This is a genomic window from Cytobacillus sp. S13-E01 (assembly GCF_029193815.1).
GTDB lineage: Bacteria > Bacillota > Bacilli > Bacillales > Bacillaceae_L > Bacillus_BV.
The window spans coordinates 217263-238553 of record NZ_JARFVC010000002.1; the positions used below are offsets into that span (position 1 = coordinate 217263).

General features: G+C 36.1%; 15 protein-coding genes and 3 pseudogenes. 2 read left to right on the forward strand and 16 right to left on the reverse strand.

Going from position 1 to position 21291, the window contains the following annotated elements:
- Positions 1 to 466: 466 nt before the first annotated feature.
- Positions 467 to 1174 (reverse strand): annotated as a pseudogene (locus tag PY093_RS02970) (IS1595 family transposase); the annotation flags it as partial.
- A 407-nt stretch (positions 1175 to 1581) separates the two neighbouring features.
- Positions 1582 to 2544 (reverse strand): tRNA dihydrouridine synthase, encoded by a 963-nt coding sequence (locus PY093_RS02975; RefSeq protein ID WP_275644379.1) that lies wholly within the window; start codon positions 2542 to 2544, stop codon positions 1582 to 1584.
- A gap of 267 nt (positions 2545 to 2811) precedes the next feature.
- Here PY093_RS02975 and PY093_RS02980 point away from each other — a divergent pair, with 267 nt between their 5' ends.
- Positions 2812 to 3759: an FAD-binding protein gene (locus PY093_RS02980; protein ID WP_275644380.1), complete on the forward strand. Its 948-nt coding sequence runs from the start codon at positions 2812 to 2814 to the stop codon at positions 3757 to 3759.
- Between the two features lie 364 nt (positions 3760 to 4123).
- Here PY093_RS02980 and PY093_RS02985 read toward each other — a convergent pair.
- Both PY093_RS02985 and PY093_RS02990 read right to left on the reverse strand, forming a co-directional pair.
- Positions 4124 to 4201 (reverse strand): annotated as a pseudogene (locus PY093_RS02985) (lysine 2,3-aminomutase); the annotation flags it as partial.
- Between the two features lie 15 nt (positions 4202 to 4216).
- Complete coding sequence (locus PY093_RS02990; RefSeq protein WP_275644381.1) at positions 4217 to 5632, reverse strand: glycoside hydrolase family 3 C-terminal domain-containing protein; 1416 nt, start codon at positions 5630 to 5632, stop codon at positions 4217 to 4219.
- A gap of 192 nt (positions 5633 to 5824) precedes the next feature.
- Between PY093_RS02990 and PY093_RS02995 the strand changes: the two are divergent.
- Positions 5825 to 7281: pseudogene (locus PY093_RS02995) on the forward strand (DHA2 family efflux MFS transporter permease subunit).
- Positions 7282 to 7662: 381 nt separating this feature from the next.
- Here the strand turns inward: PY093_RS02995 and PY093_RS03000 are convergent.
- The 12 genes from PY093_RS03000 to PY093_RS03055 all read right to left on the reverse strand — a co-directional run bounded on the left by PY093_RS03000 (position 7663) and on the right by PY093_RS03055 (position 21236).
- Positions 7663 to 7944 carry a YokU family protein gene (locus PY093_RS03000; protein WP_275644382.1) on the reverse strand — a complete coding sequence of 94 codons (282 nt, stop codon included), beginning with the start codon at positions 7942 to 7944 and terminating at the stop codon, positions 7663 to 7665.
- 10 nt (positions 7945 to 7954) lie between these two features.
- Positions 7955 to 9379, reverse strand: coding sequence for a lysine 2,3-aminomutase (gene kamA, locus PY093_RS03005; protein WP_275644383.1), 1425 nt, complete (start codon positions 9377 to 9379; stop codon positions 7955 to 7957).
- Between the two features lie 428 nt (positions 9380 to 9807).
- Complete coding sequence (locus tag PY093_RS03010; protein ID WP_275644384.1) at positions 9808 to 11202, reverse strand: sigma-54 interaction domain-containing protein; 1395 nt, start codon at positions 11200 to 11202, stop codon at positions 9808 to 9810.
- A gap of 39 nt (positions 11203 to 11241) precedes the next feature.
- Complete coding sequence (ablB, locus tag PY093_RS03015; protein ID WP_275644385.1) at positions 11242 to 12129, reverse strand: putative beta-lysine N-acetyltransferase; 888 nt, start codon at positions 12127 to 12129, stop codon at positions 11242 to 11244.
- A gap of 76 nt (positions 12130 to 12205) precedes the next feature.
- Positions 12206 to 12706 carry a metallophosphoesterase family protein gene (locus PY093_RS03020; protein ID WP_275644386.1) on the reverse strand — a complete coding sequence of 167 codons (501 nt, stop codon included), beginning with the start codon at positions 12704 to 12706 and terminating at the stop codon, positions 12206 to 12208.
- Between the two features lie 27 nt (positions 12707 to 12733).
- Positions 12734 to 13951 (reverse strand): Ger(x)C family spore germination protein, encoded by a 1218-nt coding sequence (locus tag PY093_RS03025; RefSeq protein WP_275644387.1) that lies wholly within the window; start codon positions 13949 to 13951, stop codon positions 12734 to 12736.
- Positions 13951 to 15546 carry a spore germination protein gene (locus PY093_RS03030; RefSeq protein WP_275644388.1) on the reverse strand — a complete coding sequence of 532 codons (1596 nt, stop codon included), beginning with the start codon at positions 15544 to 15546 and terminating at the stop codon, positions 13951 to 13953. Before PY093_RS03030 ends, PY093_RS03025 begins: the two co-directional genes overlap by 1 nt.
- Positions 15521 to 16660 carry a GerAB/ArcD/ProY family transporter gene (locus PY093_RS03035; RefSeq protein WP_275644389.1) on the reverse strand — a complete coding sequence of 380 codons (1140 nt, stop codon included), beginning with the start codon at positions 16658 to 16660 and terminating at the stop codon, positions 15521 to 15523. Before PY093_RS03035 ends, PY093_RS03030 begins: the two co-directional genes overlap by 26 nt.
- Before the next feature lie 519 nt (positions 16661 to 17179).
- Positions 17180 to 18469 carry a peptidase gene (locus tag PY093_RS03040; RefSeq protein ID WP_275644390.1) on the reverse strand — a complete coding sequence of 430 codons (1290 nt, stop codon included), beginning with the start codon at positions 18467 to 18469 and terminating at the stop codon, positions 17180 to 17182.
- A 50-nt stretch (positions 18470 to 18519) separates the two neighbouring features.
- Positions 18520 to 19185 (reverse strand): 3-oxoacid CoA-transferase subunit B, encoded by a 666-nt coding sequence (locus tag PY093_RS03045; protein ID WP_275644391.1) that lies wholly within the window; start codon positions 19183 to 19185, stop codon positions 18520 to 18522.
- Positions 19170 to 19865, reverse strand: coding sequence for a CoA transferase subunit A (locus PY093_RS03050; RefSeq protein WP_275644392.1), 696 nt, complete (start codon positions 19863 to 19865; stop codon positions 19170 to 19172). The genes PY093_RS03045 and PY093_RS03050 overlap by 16 nt, the downstream gene beginning before the upstream one ends.
- 15 nt (positions 19866 to 19880) lie before the next feature.
- The gene (locus PY093_RS03055; RefSeq protein ID WP_275644393.1) at positions 19881 to 21236 is read right to left on the reverse strand and encodes an aspartate aminotransferase family protein; all 1356 of its coding nucleotides are present in this window, start codon (positions 21234 to 21236) and stop codon (positions 19881 to 19883) included.
- Between the last annotated feature and the right edge of the window lie 55 nt (positions 21237 to 21291).

Consider the following 21291-nt stretch of genomic DNA (forward strand, 5'->3'; position numbering starts at 1 on the left):
ATAAACAATACCATTCTGGTAACGCTTATTTGGATTACAGCTACGTAAAATGATGGGTTTCTTTCTTAATTGAATTATTATGTGATTACCTTTTAAAATTGATGGTATAAGGGGTTTGTCATGAAGCTATGAGAGTGTAAATTACTGTGGTAATTTTGTGGTTAAGGGGATCATCATTATATCTTAAATAATCTTCACTTCTTAATAAATTTTAAGTACTCCGGTTCAGATTTCGTTCAGCTGTTAATTATGTTACTTGAATTCTAATCACTCCCATCGTTGGTATAATAAAATTTATTAGAAAAGCACTTCTTCAATTATTTATAGTTGTTCCTCATTTTCTATTTTCGATATATTTCCTTATAATCCTTTTTCAATTCTAAAAAAGTTGTGAACAATTCTATTAGAATAAAACTTTACGTTTGCACAGCGTAACGGGACGAGGTACCTGTCCCCTAGTCCCTCAAGCATCTGTAACAAGGACATTATCAGGTGTCAGTTTAGAGCCAATCATATTATCAACCTTAGATTTGATAACACGCCCCATACAAGCAACCTTTGAAACAGTTGCTTTTGTACGGTCTCGTGCGACAAGAACACAGACCTGTTCGTGACTAATCCCTCTGTGTTTAGACTTTCCACCACGTTTACGAGATTTACGTTCAGAAATACCACGTCTACCTTTTTCAGAGTATAGGAAATAGGTTTCGTCAACTTCAACGATACCTTCAAATTGCTCAAAATCCATTTGTTTTAATGCACTTAACAATTTGTGCCTCCAATAAAAAAGAGTAACCCAAGTAACCCCTATGATTTCAGCAGATTTTCGCAGGGAATAGCCTTTGAACATACAATCAACAAACGTAATCCATTCATCGCCTTTTCGAGTGCGATAAAGAACTGTATTAGTTGTATCAGTAAAGGTCTTATTACAACACTTACAACGATAACGTTGGCGACCATTGTATTTCCCGAACCTAACAACGTGTTCAGATGCACAATGAGGACATTCAAATCCTTCATTGAAACGAGTTTCTCGCATCTCATTAATTAGACGACCACCGACGGAGGAAGAAGGTTCAACGTAGCGTTTAACCCATTGAAACACTCGCTCTTTTTCTGTATGTGACAAATTGCCAATATGTTTTAATAGATTACTGAACGCTTTGCTCAACCTTTCCACCTCCCGAATGTTTGTTCCTATGTTAATTATACTTACATTTTGGAGAGGTTTCAAATATCAACATTTACCTTTAACAGAGCCATTGAGTAAAAAACTGCAAACCAAGAGGATTAGTATTATCTGGTTTGCAGTTTCAAATAAACATAATGTTAAAAATGTCATTTGACTAATTAGTTGTTTCCGTACTCAATATGTGCAGAGTGTATGTGGCCACACAAGAGTGATGGTGGGTTTATTACTTTCTTAAGACCTTTTTCTTTTTAGAAAATAGACTTTATCAATACAAAAGTTACCGGCTGCAATGGATGAAACTTAATGAAATAAGTACACATAAGTTGATGTGATTCATTTTTTATCTAATTTTTTGAGAGTTACATCATTTCACTGTCCCCGTTTCATCAACATTCTTTTCCAAAGTTATCAAGCAATGCACGCACTTCATCTGTTGATTTCGTGTTCATCAATTGATTTCTTAATTCACCAGCTCCACGGAATCCTTTGACATAAATTTTGAAAAAACGATGAAGCCCTGTGATTGAACGTGGCAGTGCTTCCGCATATCGATCTTGAAGATCAAGCTGCAATCTTAAAAGACCAAGGTATTCTTTACTGCTATGTTCTTTTGGCTCTTTTTCAAAAGCAAAAGGATTTTTAAAAATACCTCGCCCGATCATAACGCCATCGATACCATATTGCTCAGCAAGCTGCAGCCCAGTTTGACGGTCAGGAATGTCTCCATTGATTGTTAGTAGCGTATTTGGTGCGAAACGGTCACGTAATTTTTTAATTTCCGGAATTAGCTCCCAGTGCGCATCTACTTGGCTCATTTCCTTTCTTGTACGTAAATGAATAGAAAGGTTCGCAATATCCTGTTTTACAATATGCGTTAGCCACTCCTCCCACTCATTTACATCGTTATTGCCAAGTCTTGTTTTCACGCTGACAGGCAGGCCGCCCGCTTTTGCAGCTTGAATAAGTTCTGCGGCAACATCTGGACGCAGAATAAGGCCACTACCTTTCCCTCTCGATGCCACATTCGGTACAGGGCATCCCATATTAATATCGATGCCTTTAAATCCTAGTTTTGCCATGCCAATGCTCATTTGACGGAAATTTTCGGGATTATCCCCCCAAATATGTGCCACCATTGGCTGTTCATCTTCTGTAAAAATCAAACGGCCACGCACACTTTTCATGCCCTCTGGATGACAATAGCTATCCGAGTTTGTAAACTCTGTGAAAAATACATCCGGTCGACCTGCTTCACTTATAACGTGACGAAAAACAACATCTGTCACATCTTCCATTGGTGCAAGTACAAAAAATGGTCGTGGTAAATCACGCCAAAAATTATCTATCATTTCAAACTCAAATCCTCTCACTATGGATACAACTTCAAACTCTCGGTCCAAAAATATAAAGCCAAATGTTCCACTTCTTTTACACTTATATCATGCTTAATAACTTATTATCAAACACAAGTACATTTGGACATTCATAATTTGTTAAAAACTATTGTGAAATCGCAATGTTTATTTTAACTAAAATCGGTCCTAAATATTAGGATAGTGCTATCCTCCACTTGTGCAGAAGTCATGTTGTGATCAAACTTTCAACCTTTAAAAGATTTGGTTTTTGAGGATGAAAGATTAATTGGAATAGAAGCAGAAAAAGATGGTCAGCCTTTTTTCATCAAAAGTAAAGCTGTCATACTAGCAGGCGGTGGCTTTGAACGAAATCCCGAACTTCGTAAAAAATATCATAATTTAGGAACGGATTGGACATCGGCAAGTCCAGATAATACAGGAGACATGCTTTTAATTGCTCAAAAGCATAACCTTGATACAGCATTATTAGACGATGCTTGGTGGGGGCCAACAGCCATTGGTGCAGATGGATCGCGAAAATTTATGGTCTATGACCGCTCCATGCCACACTGTATCATCGTGGACCACACGGGAGAACGTTATTTCAATGAATCGGAATCCTACACGGATGCTGGTCACGCGATTCTTGAAAGACAAGAGAAGAATGGCAAGGCAATTCACTCATGGCTCATCATGGAAAGTCGCCACCGTGATCGATACTTGTTCGGTGATATGATGCCTAAAAGAACTCCTAAAGAAGCGATTGAGAGCGGTTTCATAGTGAAGGCAGACTCTATAGAAGAACTAGCAAGAAAGTGTGAGATCGATTATAAAGGTTTAACAACTACAATTACACGTTTCAATACATTTGTAGAAAAAGGCGTTGATGAAGATTTTGGTCGTGGCAACTCAGCTTACGATAACTATTATGGAGATCCAAAGTACAAAAATCCAAATTTAGGGGCAATTGAGAAAGCGCCGTTTTATGCATGCAAGATCTACCCTGGTGATTTAGGAACTAAAGGTGGTATTGTAGCGAACGAATACGGTCAGGCACTCCGAAATAATCAACCAATCGAAGGACTATATGCAACTGGCAATTGTTCTGCATCTGTTATGGGGCGTGTTTACCCTGGACCAGGCTCTACATTAGGACCAACTACTGTTTTTGGATATATTGCAGCAAATCACATAAAAGAAACTTTATAACAATATTTTAGGAGGCATTATAATGAAAGTTTTAAACAAAGTAATAGTCGTTACAGGTGGGGGTAATGGAATTGGACGTGAATTAGTACTTACCCTTCTTTCAAAAGGAGCAGCCAGGACCAGATTAACAAATTATTAACACCAAAACTAGCATCAGAAGTAATTATTAAGGGTATGGAAAATGACCAATTTAGAGTTTTAGCGGGAAAAGACTCACAACTAATGGATTTATTCTATCAATTTAATCCGAAGTGGGCCGCTGATTTGATTGCTAAGAAATTAAAAGGTATGTAAAAAAGTAACAGGCTTTTCCAGAAATGAATTATTCTGAGAAAAGCCTGCCTTTTTATTTTACTTTAACTCTTTACTTCCTTCTATCTAAGCGTTTGAGTTCTTCAGGGACGAGATTAAATTTACTATCATTCATAACCGCAGAAATTCCAACATTCTTTTTATCTTATCGATTTATCCACCTTAGCAATCTCTCAACATTCTTTTTATTCACTTTTCCACCTGAAAAGCGGTCAATTTGCCTAAATGGCATGTTAATAACAAAATACACGTTATTTGCCGTTAATGGATTTCCAATCTTTTTAAAGAAAAAGTGGAAGAACATAATGGTATGATAAAGCAATTTTCCTAACCCGTTTTTATACTGGGCTTGATTAATCGTGTCATTCATTCCTAAATCTTTATGGCAATCCCAATTTTTAGGTGGAAGTTTTCCCCCTAATATTTTTTCAAATTCTGAATCAGGAATTTGCTTTACATTAGCCTCTGCGTAGTTTGGAAATTCAGTTTTTAAGAATACAGTTGGAGTAACACCATCCATCTCAAAGGTTTCCTCTAAGTGAATCTCTTGGATTGAACTACCTACTAGAATCTTGTAATTCCCTGATTCAACCTCCCAATCCTTAATTTCAGGATTATAGTAAGAGAAATCCCGTTTCGTTAATGTTAGTGTCACTTGCTTCGTTTCACCTGGTTCCAAGTAGACCTTATCAAAAGCTTTCAATTCTTTTTTTGACCGGATAATTTTCGAATCTACCTTTTCAATATAAAGTTGAGCAATCTCTGCTCCAGCAACTTTACCTGTATTTGTCAAAGTAAAACTTACAGTTAAGCCACCTATCACAATATCACTGTATTCAAATGTAGTATAAGATAGCCCATACCCAAATGAGTAACGCACTGGTACATTTGCAGTTTCAAAATATCTATAACCAATGAATAGCCCTTCTTTATGTTCACTTGTTGCTTGATGTCCAGGGTAGTACGCGGAGGATGGAACATCAGTGTAACGAATTGGGAATGTTTCACTTAACTTACCACTTGGATTGTATTTGCCAAGCAATATATCAACGACAGCTTCACCCCCACCTTGTCCAGAAAGATACGTGTGTATAATTCCTTGTACCTTATCTGCAAATGGTAATTCAAGGGCACCACCACCAGATAATACAACGATAACATTCTCATTTACCTTAACTAAAGATTCAACAAGTTCTAACTGATTTTGAGCTAGTTTTAAATCTTCTCTATCTACACCTTCTGCCTCTTTGCTTTCATCAAGACCAATAAATAAAAGCACTACTTCAGAAGATTTTGCATCTGAAAGCTCATGTAAAATCTCCTCGTTGATTTGTGTTAATAAATCTTGAAAATCATGATAATGCAAGTAAAATGTTGTCCTGTTTAATCCTGCTTTGGCTGCGACTTTTTGAACCGTTAAATTTGAAATAGTGGAATCCTCGCTTAGAAGAGAAATGACAGCATTTTTAAACATCTCTCTTGAACGAATGGTTCGAGGATCTTCTTTTTTTGTATAGACATTCCAAGCTCCTTTATAGATTATTTCCGACTTTCTCAACATCACATATTTTCATGTCGATTAGTGAACATTTTGAATAAAACTGTTCATGGTCAGGAACGTATTATTTTTGTTAGTATTAATTTTATCGACATAGTGTCGAGGTTGCAAATCTAAAATATATAGATTTCCATCGTTCATTAAATAGGATCAAGGAAAAGTTAAAAAGTCAAGCAAAAGAAAAGGAGTTTATATATGGAAAACGAGAGAGAAGAAATAAAGAAAGGTATATTATTATTTGTACTCATATCGGGTTGTTTTTTATCGGTATTGAATCAAACATTGTTAAATGTGGCATTAAGTAATTTAATTGACGTATTTGAGGTGACAGCCGCAACTGTTCAATGGCTTTCAACAGGTTTTCTGCTTGTAAACGGAGTGTTAATTCCAACAACAGCATTTTAATGAAACGTTTTTCGACGAGACAATTATTTATCAGCTCGATGCTATTTTTATAATTGGGTACCGTTATTTGTGCAATAGCTCCCAACTTTTCGATTTTACTAATCGGACGAATGATTCAAGCCGTTGGAGCTGGGATTATCATTCCTCTTATGATGAGTGTGATTCTGTTTATTTTTCCTGCTGAAAAAAGAGGTAGCGCAATGGGCTTAATTGGGTTTGCTATGATATTTGCCCCTGCCATTGCCCCGACTTTGGCTGGCTTTACTATTGATTATGTATCATGGCGATGGTTATTTATTGGTTTGGCACCTCTTATATTCATGGTTATTTTATTAGCATTGAAGTTTTTAGTGAATGTATCCGAAACAGCTAAATCAAAACTAGATTTTGCAAGTGTCATTTTATCAACCATTGGTTTTGGCTTTATATTATATGGTTTCAGTAGTGCTGGTAATAAAGGCTGGAGTGCCCAGGTTGTTATCTTTTCATTAATCATTGGATTGTTGTTTACGGTTTTCTTCTGTATTCGCCAAATAAAATCAAATGATCCAGTATTAAATTTATCAGTATTCAAGTATAAGGTATTTACTTTAATATCATTACTCAATGTGTTAGTAACCATGTTCATGTATGCGGATTTGATATTATTACCTATTTACCTTCAAACGGGTAGAGGGTTTACTGCATTTGAAGTAGGTCTTTTATTATTACCTGGCGCTGTCATTAATGCCATGTTATCTCCAGTCACCGGTAAATTATATGACAGAGTTGGTGTAAAGCCATTATTTATTATTGGGCTTTTATTTATGATTCCTTCGATGTGGGCTGTAACGGATTTAACAGCTTCAACTTCTTTCATGTATTTAATGATACGTACGATCATTTTACGTATTGGTTTAAGTTTCATTACGATGCCACTTAATACATCTGCATTGAACGCATTACCTAAGCAGTTAGGGTCACATGGCTCTGCAGTTGTTAATACTGTACGTCAACTTGCAGGAGCAATCGGAACAGCTGTAGTGGTAACTATTTATACAGCACAAGTTACGAATAATACATCAGAAATCATGAATGAAAATCCAACAGCTTCTACTGGGCAAATTGAAAGCCTCTCTTCTATACTAGGTTCAGGTGATGCTTATTTCTTTATGATGACATTAGCAATTGCCGCACTTCTTTTAACTTTATTTATGCCAAAGAAAAGTATTGAAAAAGATGAATCTACAGCATCTAAATCAGCGTAGGCTGACACTAATAAAAATTTTTGCACAAATAAAACAAGCCCTTTCATCTGCACGAATGAGGTTGTTTTCTCGTTAATGGAGAACTTTATTGAATGTCAATAAAGTTTCTTTTTTTAAAAAAATGCTGTTGTATTTTCAACGCTTATTGAACTAACCTTCCCGTTAGTTTGAGTGAAACCCTTCACAAAGTCCTCTAAAACAGAAGGTTTTATTGTGCAATATGTGTCTACTACGCATTAAACAAATGAAGATTTTCTTATTCCACATTACCCTTTAATTTAGTGAGTTGATTTCACAAACTAGTTCTAACCTAGATAGATTTTTTCCACAATAAAAGGCACCCATTCCTGAGTGCCAATATTAATTCATATGAAAATATTCCTAAGAAGAAAAATCAAAATAATTCCTCTTCAACAATCTAGGTAATTCCAATAGTTCCTTAAAACTTATCGAACTACCAATCTTTTTTGTATCAACTAAAAACAACTGATCCTCAATTTCCTTAATGATGTCTTCATTCTGATACACCATTTCACATTCGGTGCAGACAACAGCTGGTGTCATCGTAATTTCAATAGCCCTTGACCCATCAGGCAGCTCCCAATAAACCGTGTTTTCTCCGTTACTCGCTTTTCCTCCACACCACTCACATTTAATATCCATCACCTCTCACCTACTCATTAACCGTTGGTGTTTTTCCTTGTTCACCAATTTCGGTTGATTTTTGTTGCTGGGACTTAAATTTCTTTTCCTTCAGCTCATCTCTTTTTTCCCGCTTATCCTTTAAGGAAGAATGATTCTGATCTGCCTGGTATTTTGATCTTCTATCTAAGCGTTTAAGATCATCCGGTACTAGATTAAATTTGCTATCATTCATAACTGCAGAAATTCCAACATTGGATTTATGCTTTTCATAATCAGGGTATACGCTCTTGAAGTAATCTTCTGCTTTACCTCCTACATAATTTTGTGGTTCTGGGTAAGATGTTATTACACCTTCAAAATTCCGTAACACAACTTTTTCCGCACTTTGCGAAATTATATAATTCGGCTGCACCGCGATCTTACCTCCCCCACCAGGAGCGTCGACCACAAAGGTTGGGACTGCGTAACCCGACGTATGACCCCTCAATCCCTCAATAATTTCTAATCCCTTTGATACCGGTGCCCGAAAATGACCTATTCCTTCAGATAAATCACATTGGTAAATGTAATATGGACGTACACGGATTTTTACTAAGTCATGCATTAATTGCTTCATGATTGGAACACTGTCATTAATCCCAGCTAAAATAACGGATTGATTTCCAACAGGGACGCCTGCGTTTACTAGCATCTCACATGCTTTTTTTGATTCCTCAGTTATTTCAATTGAAGTATTAAAATGAGTGTTTAGCCAAACTGGATGATATTTCTTTAAAATAGTACATAAATTTTCGGTTATCCTTTGCGGGAAAACAACTGGTGCACGTGTGCCAATTCTAATAATCTCGACATGTGGAATAGCTCTTAAACTCTTTAAAATATATTCTAGGATATTATCATTGATTAGTAAGCCATCCCCACCAGAAAGTAAAACATCTCGAACCTCTGGCGTATTTGCAATATAGTTAATAGCTGCGTCTATCTGCTTTTTAGGAACACCCATTCCGATTTGTCCAGAGAATCTACGTCTCGTGCAGTAACGGCAATACATAGAACATTGGTTCGTTACTAAGAATAATACTCGGTCCGGGTAGCGGTGAGTTAGCCCAGGTACAGGAGAATCTTCATCTTCATGTAGAGGATCTTCAAGATCATATTTTGTTTTAAATATTTCTTTTGAAATTGGAACAGATTGCATCCGAATTGGGCAGCGATGATCATCAGGATTCATTAAGGAAGCATAGTAAGGTGTAATATTTAATGGTATTGTTTTAGTAGAAATTTTAACCCCTTCTTCTTCTTCAGGTGTAAGATTAACCACTTTCTTTAGATCATCTAAAGTTCGGACAGTATTCGTTAACTGCCATATCCAGTCATTCCACTGTTCTTCTGTAACACCTTTCCATAACTCTATATCTTTCCAGTGTCTTTTAGGTTTATAAAGGTTAAACATAAAATCTCCTCCCTTTATAAAGGATTTATGCAATTTTCATGCCAAAACCAGTTTAAAAAAAGGAAAATAGACACCTATCAACTATGGAATACAACCACTCGACATATGCTATAGTAAAAAGCACTTGATTTCGTTAACAACATAGAAAAAATTGGGTTGCTAAGCTTTTTTGCGATTGCCTTATTTCCTTGTACATTCAGAAGTAAGGATAAACGAACAAAAGCGCAGGGCGCCCGCCTATCGGCGACAAGCATAAGACGAGCCGTCTGGAAGGTTGTTCTTTAACCTTTCGGACGGATTGGCTTATACCATAGAGCCGATGGCGCCTGGAGCTAGAAGTAGATAGACAAAGACACGAAGTTATACACAACCTTACAATTTTATAATTTCCTAAACAATAAAAAAAACCGCCAATAAATTGGCAGTTCCTACGATTTCATTTTACTAAGTTTATATTGTAATGTTTGTCTTGGAATTTTTAATAACTTTGCTGCTTGTTGAACATTCCCGTTTGTTTCTAAAAGAGCTTGATTAATAAATGATGTTTCAACCTCTAAAAGTAGTTCCTTTAGGGATTGGTCTCCTAACGAATGAACCCTTTCTTCCATTGAATAATTATTTTTTATATGGTTAGGTAAATCATCTTTCCTAAAAAGTTCACCATCTGCCATATTCATAGCATGCTCAATACTGTGTTTAAGCTCACGTACATTACCTGGCCATGAGTAGTTTAGTAATGTTTCATATACTTCATTATCCAATACCTCTACACTTTTTCCGAATTTTCGATTAAAATGTTGCACAAAATGGCGTGCCAACAAACTTACATCTTCTTTTCTGTTTCGTAGTGGTGGGATATGTAACGAAAATACATTTAACCGGTAATATAAATCTGGTCTTAAGCGATTTTCCTCTAAACATACATTTGGAGGTTCATTCATTGCACAAATTACTCTAACATCCACTTGAAATTCCTTTGTGCTTCCTACCCTTCTAATGTACCCATCCTCTAACACTCTCAATAGTTTTGACTGTAATTCTAATGGCATCGAGTTCACTTCATCTAAAAACAATGTTCCCCCATGTGCGAGCTCAAATAATCCAGCACGATCAACAGCTCCTGTGTAGCTGCCCTTAGTTGTACCAAATAAAATGCCCTCTAGGAGTGATTCAGGAATTGCTGCACAGCTTTGAGCTATAAATGGTTCAGTTTTTCTTTTAGAACTATTATGAATCCCCTGAACAAACAGCTCTTTTCCAGTGCCCGTTTCCCCATAAACCAATACGGTTGATGAAGTTTTAGCAACCTTTAATGCTTGTGATTTCATATTTATTAGTTGTTCACAATTTGTAATAATGTCATCAAACGCATATTTAGCACCGTATATCTCAATAGGTTTCGTTTTTTTCTTTTTAATTTTGGACTGTAAATCGATTAATTTATTAGACAACATTTTAATTTGAGATAGGTCTCTGCCAATTTCCACTGCACCTATAAATTCATCCCTAACTACAATGGGTAAGGTAGTATTAACCGTATCAATGAATTCTCCACGAATGTTTCTATAGGTTTGGGGTAAATGGTAGATCGGTTGTTTCGTTTGGATTACTTTTAAAAGAGTGCTAGTTTCACTTGATAAAGAGGGGAATACTTCTAGAATATGCTTTCCGAGGACTTCATCAATTGATACACCATCATGCTTTGCAGCAACTTCATTATAATAAATCGTTATTCCTTGATCATTTACTGCATGTATAGCTTCATCGATACTTGATAAAATTGCTTTTACCATTTCTTCTGTGTTCAATTGTTGAAGGAACATTGTATTCACCCCCCATTTAGCTGCATTACTGCTGAATTTTCAGCATCTAGCTGATGAAATATCAGCAGTTGAAAGATCTTTTACCCATACATTCATATCTTCAAGCTTATCATATATATAACAGTTATTGGTTAGTCTACCGTTATAAGTATATCCAAGTTGATAAAAAGCAGCGTTCATTCCAAAGGATAGCGCTCTAGCGATGGAATATGAACAATAAATCTGGTTTTCTATAAGCTCTAATTCTAGTTTTCTTAAAAGGATTTTCATTAGTCCATGCTTTCTAAACTCCAACAGGGTTGCACAGTCTGTTAATTCTGCATTATGATATTTTTCATTAACTTCAGCAGAGGCAGCACTGACTATTTTCCCCTTGTCATTTTCAATAACATAAAAAATGGTCCCTTTGTTTATTACTTCCTCAATATAGTCTGGTTTATTTAAAGGGGTAGGATAAATCTCAAATACTTTCGCATATAACCCCGCTAACAGAATTGCGTCTTCAATTTCACCTTTACGAAGCCTGAAATGATCAGGTAGCAGATTACTTAAAGGGGTACTCGTAAGTTTTTTCACTTTACTTAGAATTTCGTCTTCTTTAATCCATTTATCACTGTGGCGACGAGTAGGTTCATAATACTTAGTCATGATATATGCATCGTTACCAGAAAAATAACCTCTACATATTGCTTCAAGAGTGTAACCTTCTTCAATAAAAAAAGAAACATGCTCTACCCGTGAATTAATTATCGTCTTAGCATACGCATTTTTCATCACAATGTTCTGAAGTTCAGTTTCGATCAAATGTAGGTTTCCGCGGTAATCATCCACTTTTAATCTGTGGTTAAAATGATCTTTTGTTATTTGCAGAGTATAATGTTCATTGCTGATCTTCTCGTTATTAAAAAATTCGTTTGTTCTTGTCATTACAAGTTCCCCTCTCCACATCTTCTACTTTATATCTACTTTACATTCTGGAACATTATGAATAAACCTTGTTGTCTTATTGCTTATCACTATAGAAAATATGCTGTGCAGTTAATTCCCCCCCATTTACCGAGATAAGACCGTAGGAGTATTGCTTTTGTCTTCTTTTATCCGTCGGTGAACCTGGATTAAATAGAAGAATATCATTTATAGTTTTATTGACAGGGATGTGTGAATGTCCAAAAATAATACAATTTAATGTTTGCTCTTTAAATTCGTTTAAGACTCTTTGTTCAGTAGTCCTTCCTTTTCCATGTCCATGTACTAGCCCTATTTTAAAGTCATCTATTTTCAGTACTTTTTTATAACCAAATTGCTCAATAACTTCTACAGCATCAACATTCCCCGCGACACCAACAACAGGTGCAAGGGCTACTAACTCTTTATACACATCCAGCATTTGCCAATCACCTGCATGAATAATCAAATCGACACTTTTCAATCCATCTATTAAAGCAATTGGAAGTTCTTTGGCGCGTTTAGGCATATGTGTATCTGATAAGATTCCTAGTAACATGTCCTCACCTTACTCTACAATTTAAAATTACTCATTACTCTGTTCATTAATATAATCTGTAAGAAAGCTCTTACTTCTAATACCTGATCTTCGTATATAAATATTTGCGCTAACCTCAACTTCAGCACGCTCGAACTGCTCATCCCAATTATTTTCAAGTTCTTTATACTTTTTATAATTCTTCCTTTTTAACTCTTCTCCAAAACCAAAGATATCAACACCGTATTTTTCTTGAACCTTCTTTATTGTTCTTTTAATCTCTTCCTCAATAAACTGATTTGTACTTTCTTCTATTTGATTATAGGTAGCCAGTTTTTCTAAATCCTCTATACATTGTGTTCCTTGTAGACGTGCATCACCAGAAATATTTACCTTGATAACTGGAGAATCATTTATCCACTCAACATTCTTCTTAGAATGAGCGCTGACAATTTTCACATCGATATATTTCCCTGAATTATCCGCACTACAAGGTATAGTAAGTGTAGTTGTCTTTAATTTTTTCGTCCATAGGTAATTCCTTATATCTTCAACTGTCAAATATCCAACCAACTTATCAAAACTAAAGACTGCCAATCCAACGATTTCAACCCTAGCATCAGGATCTACTTTTTTATTATTATCAATACTTTGACCTTTATTTATATTACCCCGAATCGTGACCGCTTCTGCAACGGGCTGTCGTCCTTTATTAACAATAGCCGAGATAAAATCAGTTAATTTCACATCAGGGTCACCACCCCAATCTTTTTCAAAGGCTTCGATTTGGGCATGTAATTTTAAGGACGGGACCCTTTGAACAGCATAGGTAATTTTAAGGATATCTGATGCTTTAACATCCTTTGCAATAAGAATATTAAAATCATTCCGAAATTCTCCAGTTCTCTCAAGAAAATCTAAAAATTCTGCCACTCCTTCTCTTGCTACCTCCTCATCAATTACAATAACCCTCGTGTGTGAATAAATTAATACTCTACTTAGACCTATGTTCATTTTATCTGATAACTCAGAGATTGAATTACCTTCTTGATAATATACAAGAGCTGGGGTATTACCTCCTTTAGCGTCTTTTGATAATTCCGTCGCATTTATTACCTCAACTGTTAATTTGTATTTATGCTCTTCTCCTTTTTCAATTGCAATTCCTGACACGATAGATAACTCATTTAATTCAATCCGATCCCAACATCCACTTAAGACTAATAGGAATAGCAGAGAAAATGTTAATTTAATCCAGTTAACCATCAAACTTCACCACCATTATTTCCTTCTGGTGGGGCGGGTGTTTTTGTTTCTTCACTAAATTTTGGAGAACTACTCTTTAAATAAGCTGGTCTAGAATGAAGGTTCCAAATCGGAAAACGGACAAATAAATCCTTTTGATCCTCGATAATAAGCGGGGCTACTGGAGTTAAATATGGCACTCCAAAAGAACGTAAGCTAGTTAAATGAACAACCATTAAAATTAATATGATAAGAATCCCATATAAACCCAATAAGGATGCACCAATGATTAATACAAATCGTAGTAACCTTGTTGAAATCGAAAAATTATAAATAGGTGATACAAAGCTTGCGATTGCTGTAAATGCAACAATAATGACTAATACATTCGAGACTAACCCAGCTTCCACTGCTGCTTGACCAATAACCAAAGCACCAACTATCGAAACAGTTTGACCAACTGCACGTGGCATTCTTATTCCAGCTTCCCTTAGCACCTCAAAGGTTAATTCCATCATAAGAATTTCAAAAACCGCTGGAAATGGGACTCCTTCGCGTTGAGCTTGTACACTAATTAATAATTGGGTGGGCATTAGCTCCTGATGATATGTTGTAATTGCCACATATAAAGAAGGTAATACCAGAGCGATCATAAATGACATATACCTTATTAACCTAATAAAGGACGCCATAAAGAATGGCTGATAATAGTCTTCAGAAGACTTGAAAAAGTCGGTCATAACACTTGGCACTTGCAAAACGAACGGACTTCCATCTACTAGAATCGCTATCCTACCTTCTATTAGCCCCGCAGAAATGGCGTCTGGTCTTTCCGTATTATTTGACATAGGAAACGGTGTAAAGCTCTTGTCAGCTATATACTCTTCGATATTTCCCGAATCTAAAATTGAGGAGGTTTCGATGGCTTCAACTCTTTTTGTTACCTCATCTAAAATATCCTGGTTCGTTATCCCCTCAATATAACCAATTGAAACGGACGTACGAGTATCTTTGCCTATTACATAGGATGTAAACCTTACATTCGGATTTTTAATTCTTCTCCTGATTAAGCTTATATTGGTTTGAAGGGATTCTGTAAAACTATCCTTTGGTCCACGTATAATCGTTTGTGTACTTGGTTCTGTGATTGGTCTCTTCTCAGCATTGCCAATTTCAATTCCGATTGCCTCGCAAATCCCATCAACTATAATGACCGCATACCCCGATAAGATGCACCAAGTGAGTTGGTGAAAATTCGTTATCCTCTCTGATATGAGTCCAGATAAATAATCTTTACGAAAAGATTCCAAATCCCCCGTAGTAATCATTCCATTTTGATTATTAAATTTTTTCAAAGGCGTAACAACATACTCAGCGAGAAGATTTTTGTCAATCATAGTATTTAAATACACAACCATTCCATTCGACTGTCCCATTAAAAGAGGTGTAATTGTAAAATCAGATGAGTTACCAAATTGATTTTGAATATTCCTTTTAGTTTCTTCAATCCTCGAAAAGTCACTTTGACTATTATCTGAAGAATATAGTTCATCAGTTGTAGTATGACCACTATTTTTATTAGCCTTCCGTTTAAATAGTGTTTTTGAATTGAACATCATTTTTTCTCCTTTTTTGCACCTTTCTATTTTTAAATAATAAGATTACTAAAATAACAGCAGGAATGACAAATTGGAATGGAATGTGAAATAGATATGGAACAAGTACTAAGCCTTCTTCTATATGTTCAGCAAAATTATCAGAAACAGTTATTGAAATTAACCCAATTATTGTACTCATCGGAAGGATAAATAATCTATATGGACGATTAAAGACTAGTTCTAATCCTTTTAATCCTCCAAAAAAGAAAACACTAACTTTTACGATGATTCCAAACATCACCACAAAAACAATTACGAGATCGACCCTTTCAATAAAATCTAACAAAGATATTTCACGCGCTGCTGAAAGCAATGGAAAATTGGAACGACCTTTCATCTCAGCCCCGAGCGTAGCAATCTCCACCATCGAAGCATACATTAAAAATAATCCACTCAAAAAAACAGCTATCATACTGACTTTGCCGGCATACTCAAACCTTGTTACATATGGAATGATTAGAGTAAACACAATCATCTCTCCAAACGGAAAGGTTAGTAACGTCGGGAACATTGCATCAATAATCGGTGAAAAACCTTCTGCAAGAACAGGCCGAAAGTTAGCAAACTGCATTTCACCTGAAAATAGAATAAATATACCAACCAATAAAATAAACACAACCAAGTAAGGTAAGAATATTTCAGAGGTTCTGCTCAGCACTTCAAGACCAAGATAAACAATGTAAGCTATGACTAAAATCATTGTTAAAGAGATAATTTCAGTTGGTGTAAGGACAAATATTGAGGAAACTATTAATTCACCAAAATCTCTAAGGACCCTTGAGGCAATATAAAAAAAATAAAAAATGTAACCCATAATAATAACTTTGCTAAATAGCTTACCGAGGCAGAACTCTATAATCTCAAACAAATTTTTACCAGGCTTACGTGTAAGTAGATACCAGTAGAAAAAAGTTATCAATATCCCGATTAGCGTGGATAAGAAAACCGCTAACCACGCGTCCTGCTTCGCTTCATTCCCTAAACCAATTACAATTGCACTTCCAAGTTCAAAAACGTAAATTAAAATAAAAAGTTGCCAAAGTGAAATCTTTTCTATTAAATGGACCCTCATTGAATTAACCTCGCATAAAGAGTTGATTAATTGTTTTGTTTGTACCTATAATCAATAATTAGACTAGAAATAAGCCCAAATAACATCCCTAACTCTACAATCCACCGTCTCGTACCTTCTGTTCTAAAAATAACAGTTTGAAAGGTCTCTATGAATGATGAAGTGTATAGATAACTATCTATTATTGCGAGAACGCTTGAAAATATTGTTAGTACAATTAAAAATGCAAATGTAACCATCGATACCACCACATTATTTTTCAACTTATCTAAAGTATTACCATTAATTTCTCAATTATGTTACTTAAGTGTAAAGTAAACTCGCCAAGTGGTGAGCCTTAAAGGCGAAGACAGAGGTGTAGTTACACTTATGCGTTTTAGAATTTATGGATATAAATTCTGATTAGGCAAGAAAAGCGCAGGGCGCCCGAGCTAGACACTTAAACTAGGTACAAAATTTTCTTACATAAAAACACCTAGTCTAAAACGACTAGGTGTATTGAATTTAGTATTTTTGAATTCAATTATCCTCTTCATTGTTAGTTGTTTCTATTCCACACCAGTTTATTAACGTTAAGGCGATTATTTCCGCATATTCAAATATTCGTTCTAAGTCAATGTATTCATTTGGATAATGGGCAACTTCAGTTACTCCTGGACCGAAAACGATTGTTGGTATATTTGCTACTTTTGTAAATAAACCACCATCCGTCCCCCATGGTGACGCCTCAATTATAGGGTCTGTTTCTCTAACTTTTTTGTAACCAGCTATTAAACTTGTCATTAACTCATGGTCCATTTTAATTGTTCCAGGTACCCATCTTGCACCAAACCACTCTACCTTAATAGGATGCTCCCGGAACCATGAATCGATTTTAAATAGTCCTTCCAACCATTGTTCAAATTCTTCCTTTACATCCTCTATCTTTTCTTCAGGAGATACTCCAATTCTCCCTTCAAACGATACCTGATCTGGTACAGATGACGGCCATGTGCCACCATGTATTTTTCCTATGTTAATTGGTATTGGTATTGGCACGTCTTTATAAAGAGGATCGTTTATTTTTGCATTTCTTCTCATTTCAAGCTTTTCAATTTGTCTTAGGACAATTGTACTTTTTTCAATTGCACTTACCCCTTGGTATCTTGTACCGCCATGTGCAGATCTACCTTGCACAATACAACGAAACCACATTGAGCCTTGTTGCTTTGGGAATATTTTCATATTAGTGGGTTCAGGAATAATTGCACCATCTGCCTTATACCCTCTCAAAATGGCCGCAAGCGTCCCTGCACCACCACTTTCTTCCTCAATAACACTTTGGAAGATAACATCACCCTGAAGTTTTATTTCTAATGATCTGATTGCATCAATAGCTAAAAGTAATGCTGTGTTTCCACCTTTCATATCAGTTGAGCCACGACCGTACAATTTCCCATTTGTAATTTCTCCTGCATAAGGGTCATATTCCCATTGAGCAAGCTCACCTTCTGGAACTACATCAATATGGCCATTTAAAATGATCGACCTTCCTCCACCTGTTCCTTTTAATACACCAACAACATTTGGACTGTTTGTAAAATGATTTCGTGGTGAAACAAAATAAGGGTGACTAAGTAAAGTTGTACCTGCTGGTTCCCAAATATCTATGTCTAATCCCATTTCACGACATTTTTCAACGACAATTGCTTGAGCACTTCCTTCATTCCCCTGAATACTTGGCTCTTGAACTAATTTCTTAAGCAATCGGATACCTTTTAAACGATTATCAGTAATCCATTGATGTATTTGCTCCTTATAATCATTCAATATCGACCACTCCTTTCACTAAGAAACTACAATTCTATTTTTTTATTGTTTTAATAGGAAATATTTTCAATGGTCTCAGCTAAAATTAACTGTGCTGACGTGTTACTAACTACTTCTGCTACGGTATATGGCTCCATCACTTCAGTTAATCGTAAACCTTCATTAGTAACTTGAATTACTGCCATTTCTGTAATAATTAAATCAACACATTGTTTACTTGTTAAAGGTATAGTACATTCTCTAACAATCTTTGATTCTCCTGTTTTACTTGTATGATTCATAAGAACAATGACCTTTTTAGCTTTCTGTGCTAATTCCATTGCCCCACCCATTCCAGGTACTCGTTTTCCAGGAACGATCCAATTAGCTAAATCACCCTTTTCACTAACCTGTAAAGAGCCAAGTATCGTGATGTCAATATAACCCCTTCTTATCATTCCAAATGCAACCGAACTATCAAAGTAAGATACCCCTTTAACAGTACTAACTGGGTACCCGGCAGCATTACATAGATTCTCATCCTCAAGCCCGTTTGAAGGAGTTGGACCAATGCCTAATATGCCATTTTCGGCTTGAATCATTACATGCATGTTTTGTGGGAGGTGGTTTGGGACCAGTGAAGGAATGCCAATCCCTAAATTTACAATCATTCCCGCTTTTATTTCTTGTGCTGCACGCTTTGCAATTCGATTTCTCGTATCTATTCCCAAACCCATTGCCAATTCACCCCATTACTTTTTACAATTAGATCTACATAAACACCTGGTGTTATAATCTCTTCTGGCTCAAGACTTCCGAGCGGGACAATTTCTTCAACTTCGGCAATCGTGAATTTTCCAGCCATTGCGATTAGTGGATTCATATTTCGTGCACTTTTGTCATATACAAGGTTTCCAAAAGGATCGCTTTTTTTAGCAAAAATAATCGAAACGTCAGCAGCCAGTGGCTTCTCTAAAAGAAACTCAGCCCCATCAACAGTAACCCTTTGTTTGTTCTTTGAAACAATTTCATTATCCATTCCAACATCAACTAGGATCCCTCCAAGGCCAACGCCGCCAGCTCGTATTCGCTCTGCCAGAGTACCTTGAGGAACAAATTCTACATCTATTTCACCAGCTGTCATTAATTGACCGGCTATAGGATTTGAGCCAATGTGAGATGCAATAATTCTCTTTATACGTCTTTCCCTTACTAATCTTCCTATTCCTATGTTCGGAAAGCCTGTGTCATTCCCAATAATGGTTAGTTCATTTATTCCTTTCTCTAAAATCCCGTCTACTAGGCTCGGAGGGGTGCCTATTCCACCAAATCCACCAAACATTAGTGTAGACCCTGATTTTATATATGATAATGCCTCTTCTAAGCTAGCAATCTTATTAAATTCATCTTTTATCATTTGCTCCACCTCTTTTTACGAAGAAATAATTCCTTTTAGTTGCAGGTCATGTTGTAATTGATTGATTGTTCGTTCGAAAATTTTCACTAATTCATCTATTTGTTCCGTCGTAATCGTTAATGGAGGAGCTATAAGGATCGCATCCCCGCCAACTCCCTCTATTCCTGTTGCGGAGGGATAGAGTAAAAGACCATTTTTCTGTGCTTTTTCTATGACCATACTTGTTAAGGCAACTTCACGACTAAATGGTAGTTTCTTTAGAAAGTCAGAAACAAATTCAACTCCTATAAGAAGCCCCATCCCTCTAACATCACCGATGATAGGGTAAAGTTTCCGTAAGTTTCTTAGTTTATTTAATAAATATCTTCCATTTTTTTCAGCATTTTTAACAAGGTTGTTTTTTTCAATATATTGGATGACTGCAAGTGCAACTGCAGTTGACTGAGGGTTTGCGCTATACGTATGACCACTCATGATTAATTTAGATCCTTTTGAAATCGTTTCGATAATTTGATCACTAACAATTGCAGCCGCTATCGGTGTGTACCCTGCGCTCATGCCTTTCCCAATCGTGACGATATCAGGCTTGGTATCCCAATATTCCATCGCAAACATTCTCCCTGTACGTCCCATTCCAGACATAACCTCGTCGGCAATAAACAAAATTTCGTTCTTATCACATATTTCTCTGATCTTTTCGTAGTACCCTTCAGGTGGGACAATTGCACCTGCAGCCGCACCAACTATTGGTTCTGCAATAAAGGCTGCGATATTCTCAGACCCTATTCGTTTTATAGCAAGCTCTAATTCTGTCGCGCACTTAAGATTACATGAGGGGAAACTAGAATCATATGGACATCGATAGCAATATGGTGGAGAAACAGATGGATAATCTTCTAATATTGATACAAAACGTGCTCTTCTGGACGAATGACCTGACATTGAAAGAGCACCAATCGTAATTCCGTGATAACTCATCCATCTTGATAGAATTTTGTTTTTTCCTTTTATTCCTCTTTCCTGCCAATATTGGATGGCAATTTTCATAGCTGTTTCTGTTGCTTCAGAACCACTATTTACAAAAAATGAGTAATTCAAATCACCTTGTGCTAACTGACTTAGCTTTGTGGCAAGTTCTTCAGAAGGTTCGCTGGTAAATTGTGAGCGGTATACGAATGAAACTTTCTTAGCCTGTTCCGTAATGACTTCAATTATTTCAGTTACTCCATGCCCTATGCTTGCCGTTACCGCTCCTGAAGAGCCATCAATGTATTTTTTTCCTGTTGTATCAAATAAATAAATACCATCACCATAGTTTACAGTGGGATAATCTTGTTCTAAAACAGGCTTAATTAAATGGGATTTATTCATATAGATTCCCCTCCAGTCAAATCAAGCAAATTGAAAACGCTTACAAATTTAACTT

Coding starts and splice junctions, on each gene's coding strand:
- PY093_RS03010 (WP_275644384.1), bottom strand. CDS start 11,202: ATGTTCCTTCAACAATTGAACACAGAAGAAATGGTAAAAGCAATTTTA.
- PY093_RS02990 (WP_275644381.1), bottom strand. CDS start 5,632: ATGTTGAGAAAGTCGGAAATAATCTATAAAGGAGCTTGGAATGTCTAT.
- PY093_RS02975 (WP_275644379.1), bottom strand. CDS start 2,544: ATGATAGATAATTTTTGGCGTGATTTACCACGACCATTTTTTGTACTT.
- kamA (WP_275644383.1), bottom strand. CDS start 9,379: ATGTTTAACCTTTATAAACCTAAAAGACACTGGAAAGATATAGAGTTA.
- PY093_RS03050 (WP_275644392.1), bottom strand. CDS start 19,865: ATGATAAAAGATGAATTTAATAAGATTGCTAGCTTAGAAGAGGCATTA.
- PY093_RS03000 (WP_275644382.1), bottom strand. CDS start 7,944: ATGGATATTAAATGTGAGTGGTGTGGAGGAAAAGCGAGTAACGGAGAA.
- PY093_RS03045 (WP_275644391.1), bottom strand. CDS start 19,185: ATGGGTTTGGGAATAGATACGAGAAATCGAATTGCAAAGCGTGCAGCA.
- ablB (WP_275644385.1), bottom strand. CDS start 12,129: ATGACAAGAACAAACGAATTTTTTAATAACGAGAAGATCAGCAATGAA.
- PY093_RS03030 (WP_275644388.1), bottom strand. CDS start 15,546: ATGTTCAATTCAAAAACACTATTTAAACGGAAGGCTAATAAAAATAGT.
- PY093_RS03055 (WP_275644393.1), bottom strand. CDS start 21,236: ATGAATAAATCCCATTTAATTAAGCCTGTTTTAGAACAAGATTATCCC.
- PY093_RS03035 (WP_275644389.1), bottom strand. CDS start 16,660: ATGAGGGTCCATTTAATAGAAAAGATTTCACTTTGGCAACTTTTTATT.
- PY093_RS03025 (WP_275644387.1), bottom strand. CDS start 13,951: ATGGTTAACTGGATTAAATTAACATTTTCTCTGCTATTCCTATTAGTC.
- PY093_RS03020 (WP_275644386.1), bottom strand. CDS start 12,706: ATGTTACTAGGAATCTTATCAGATACACATATGCCTAAACGCGCCAAA.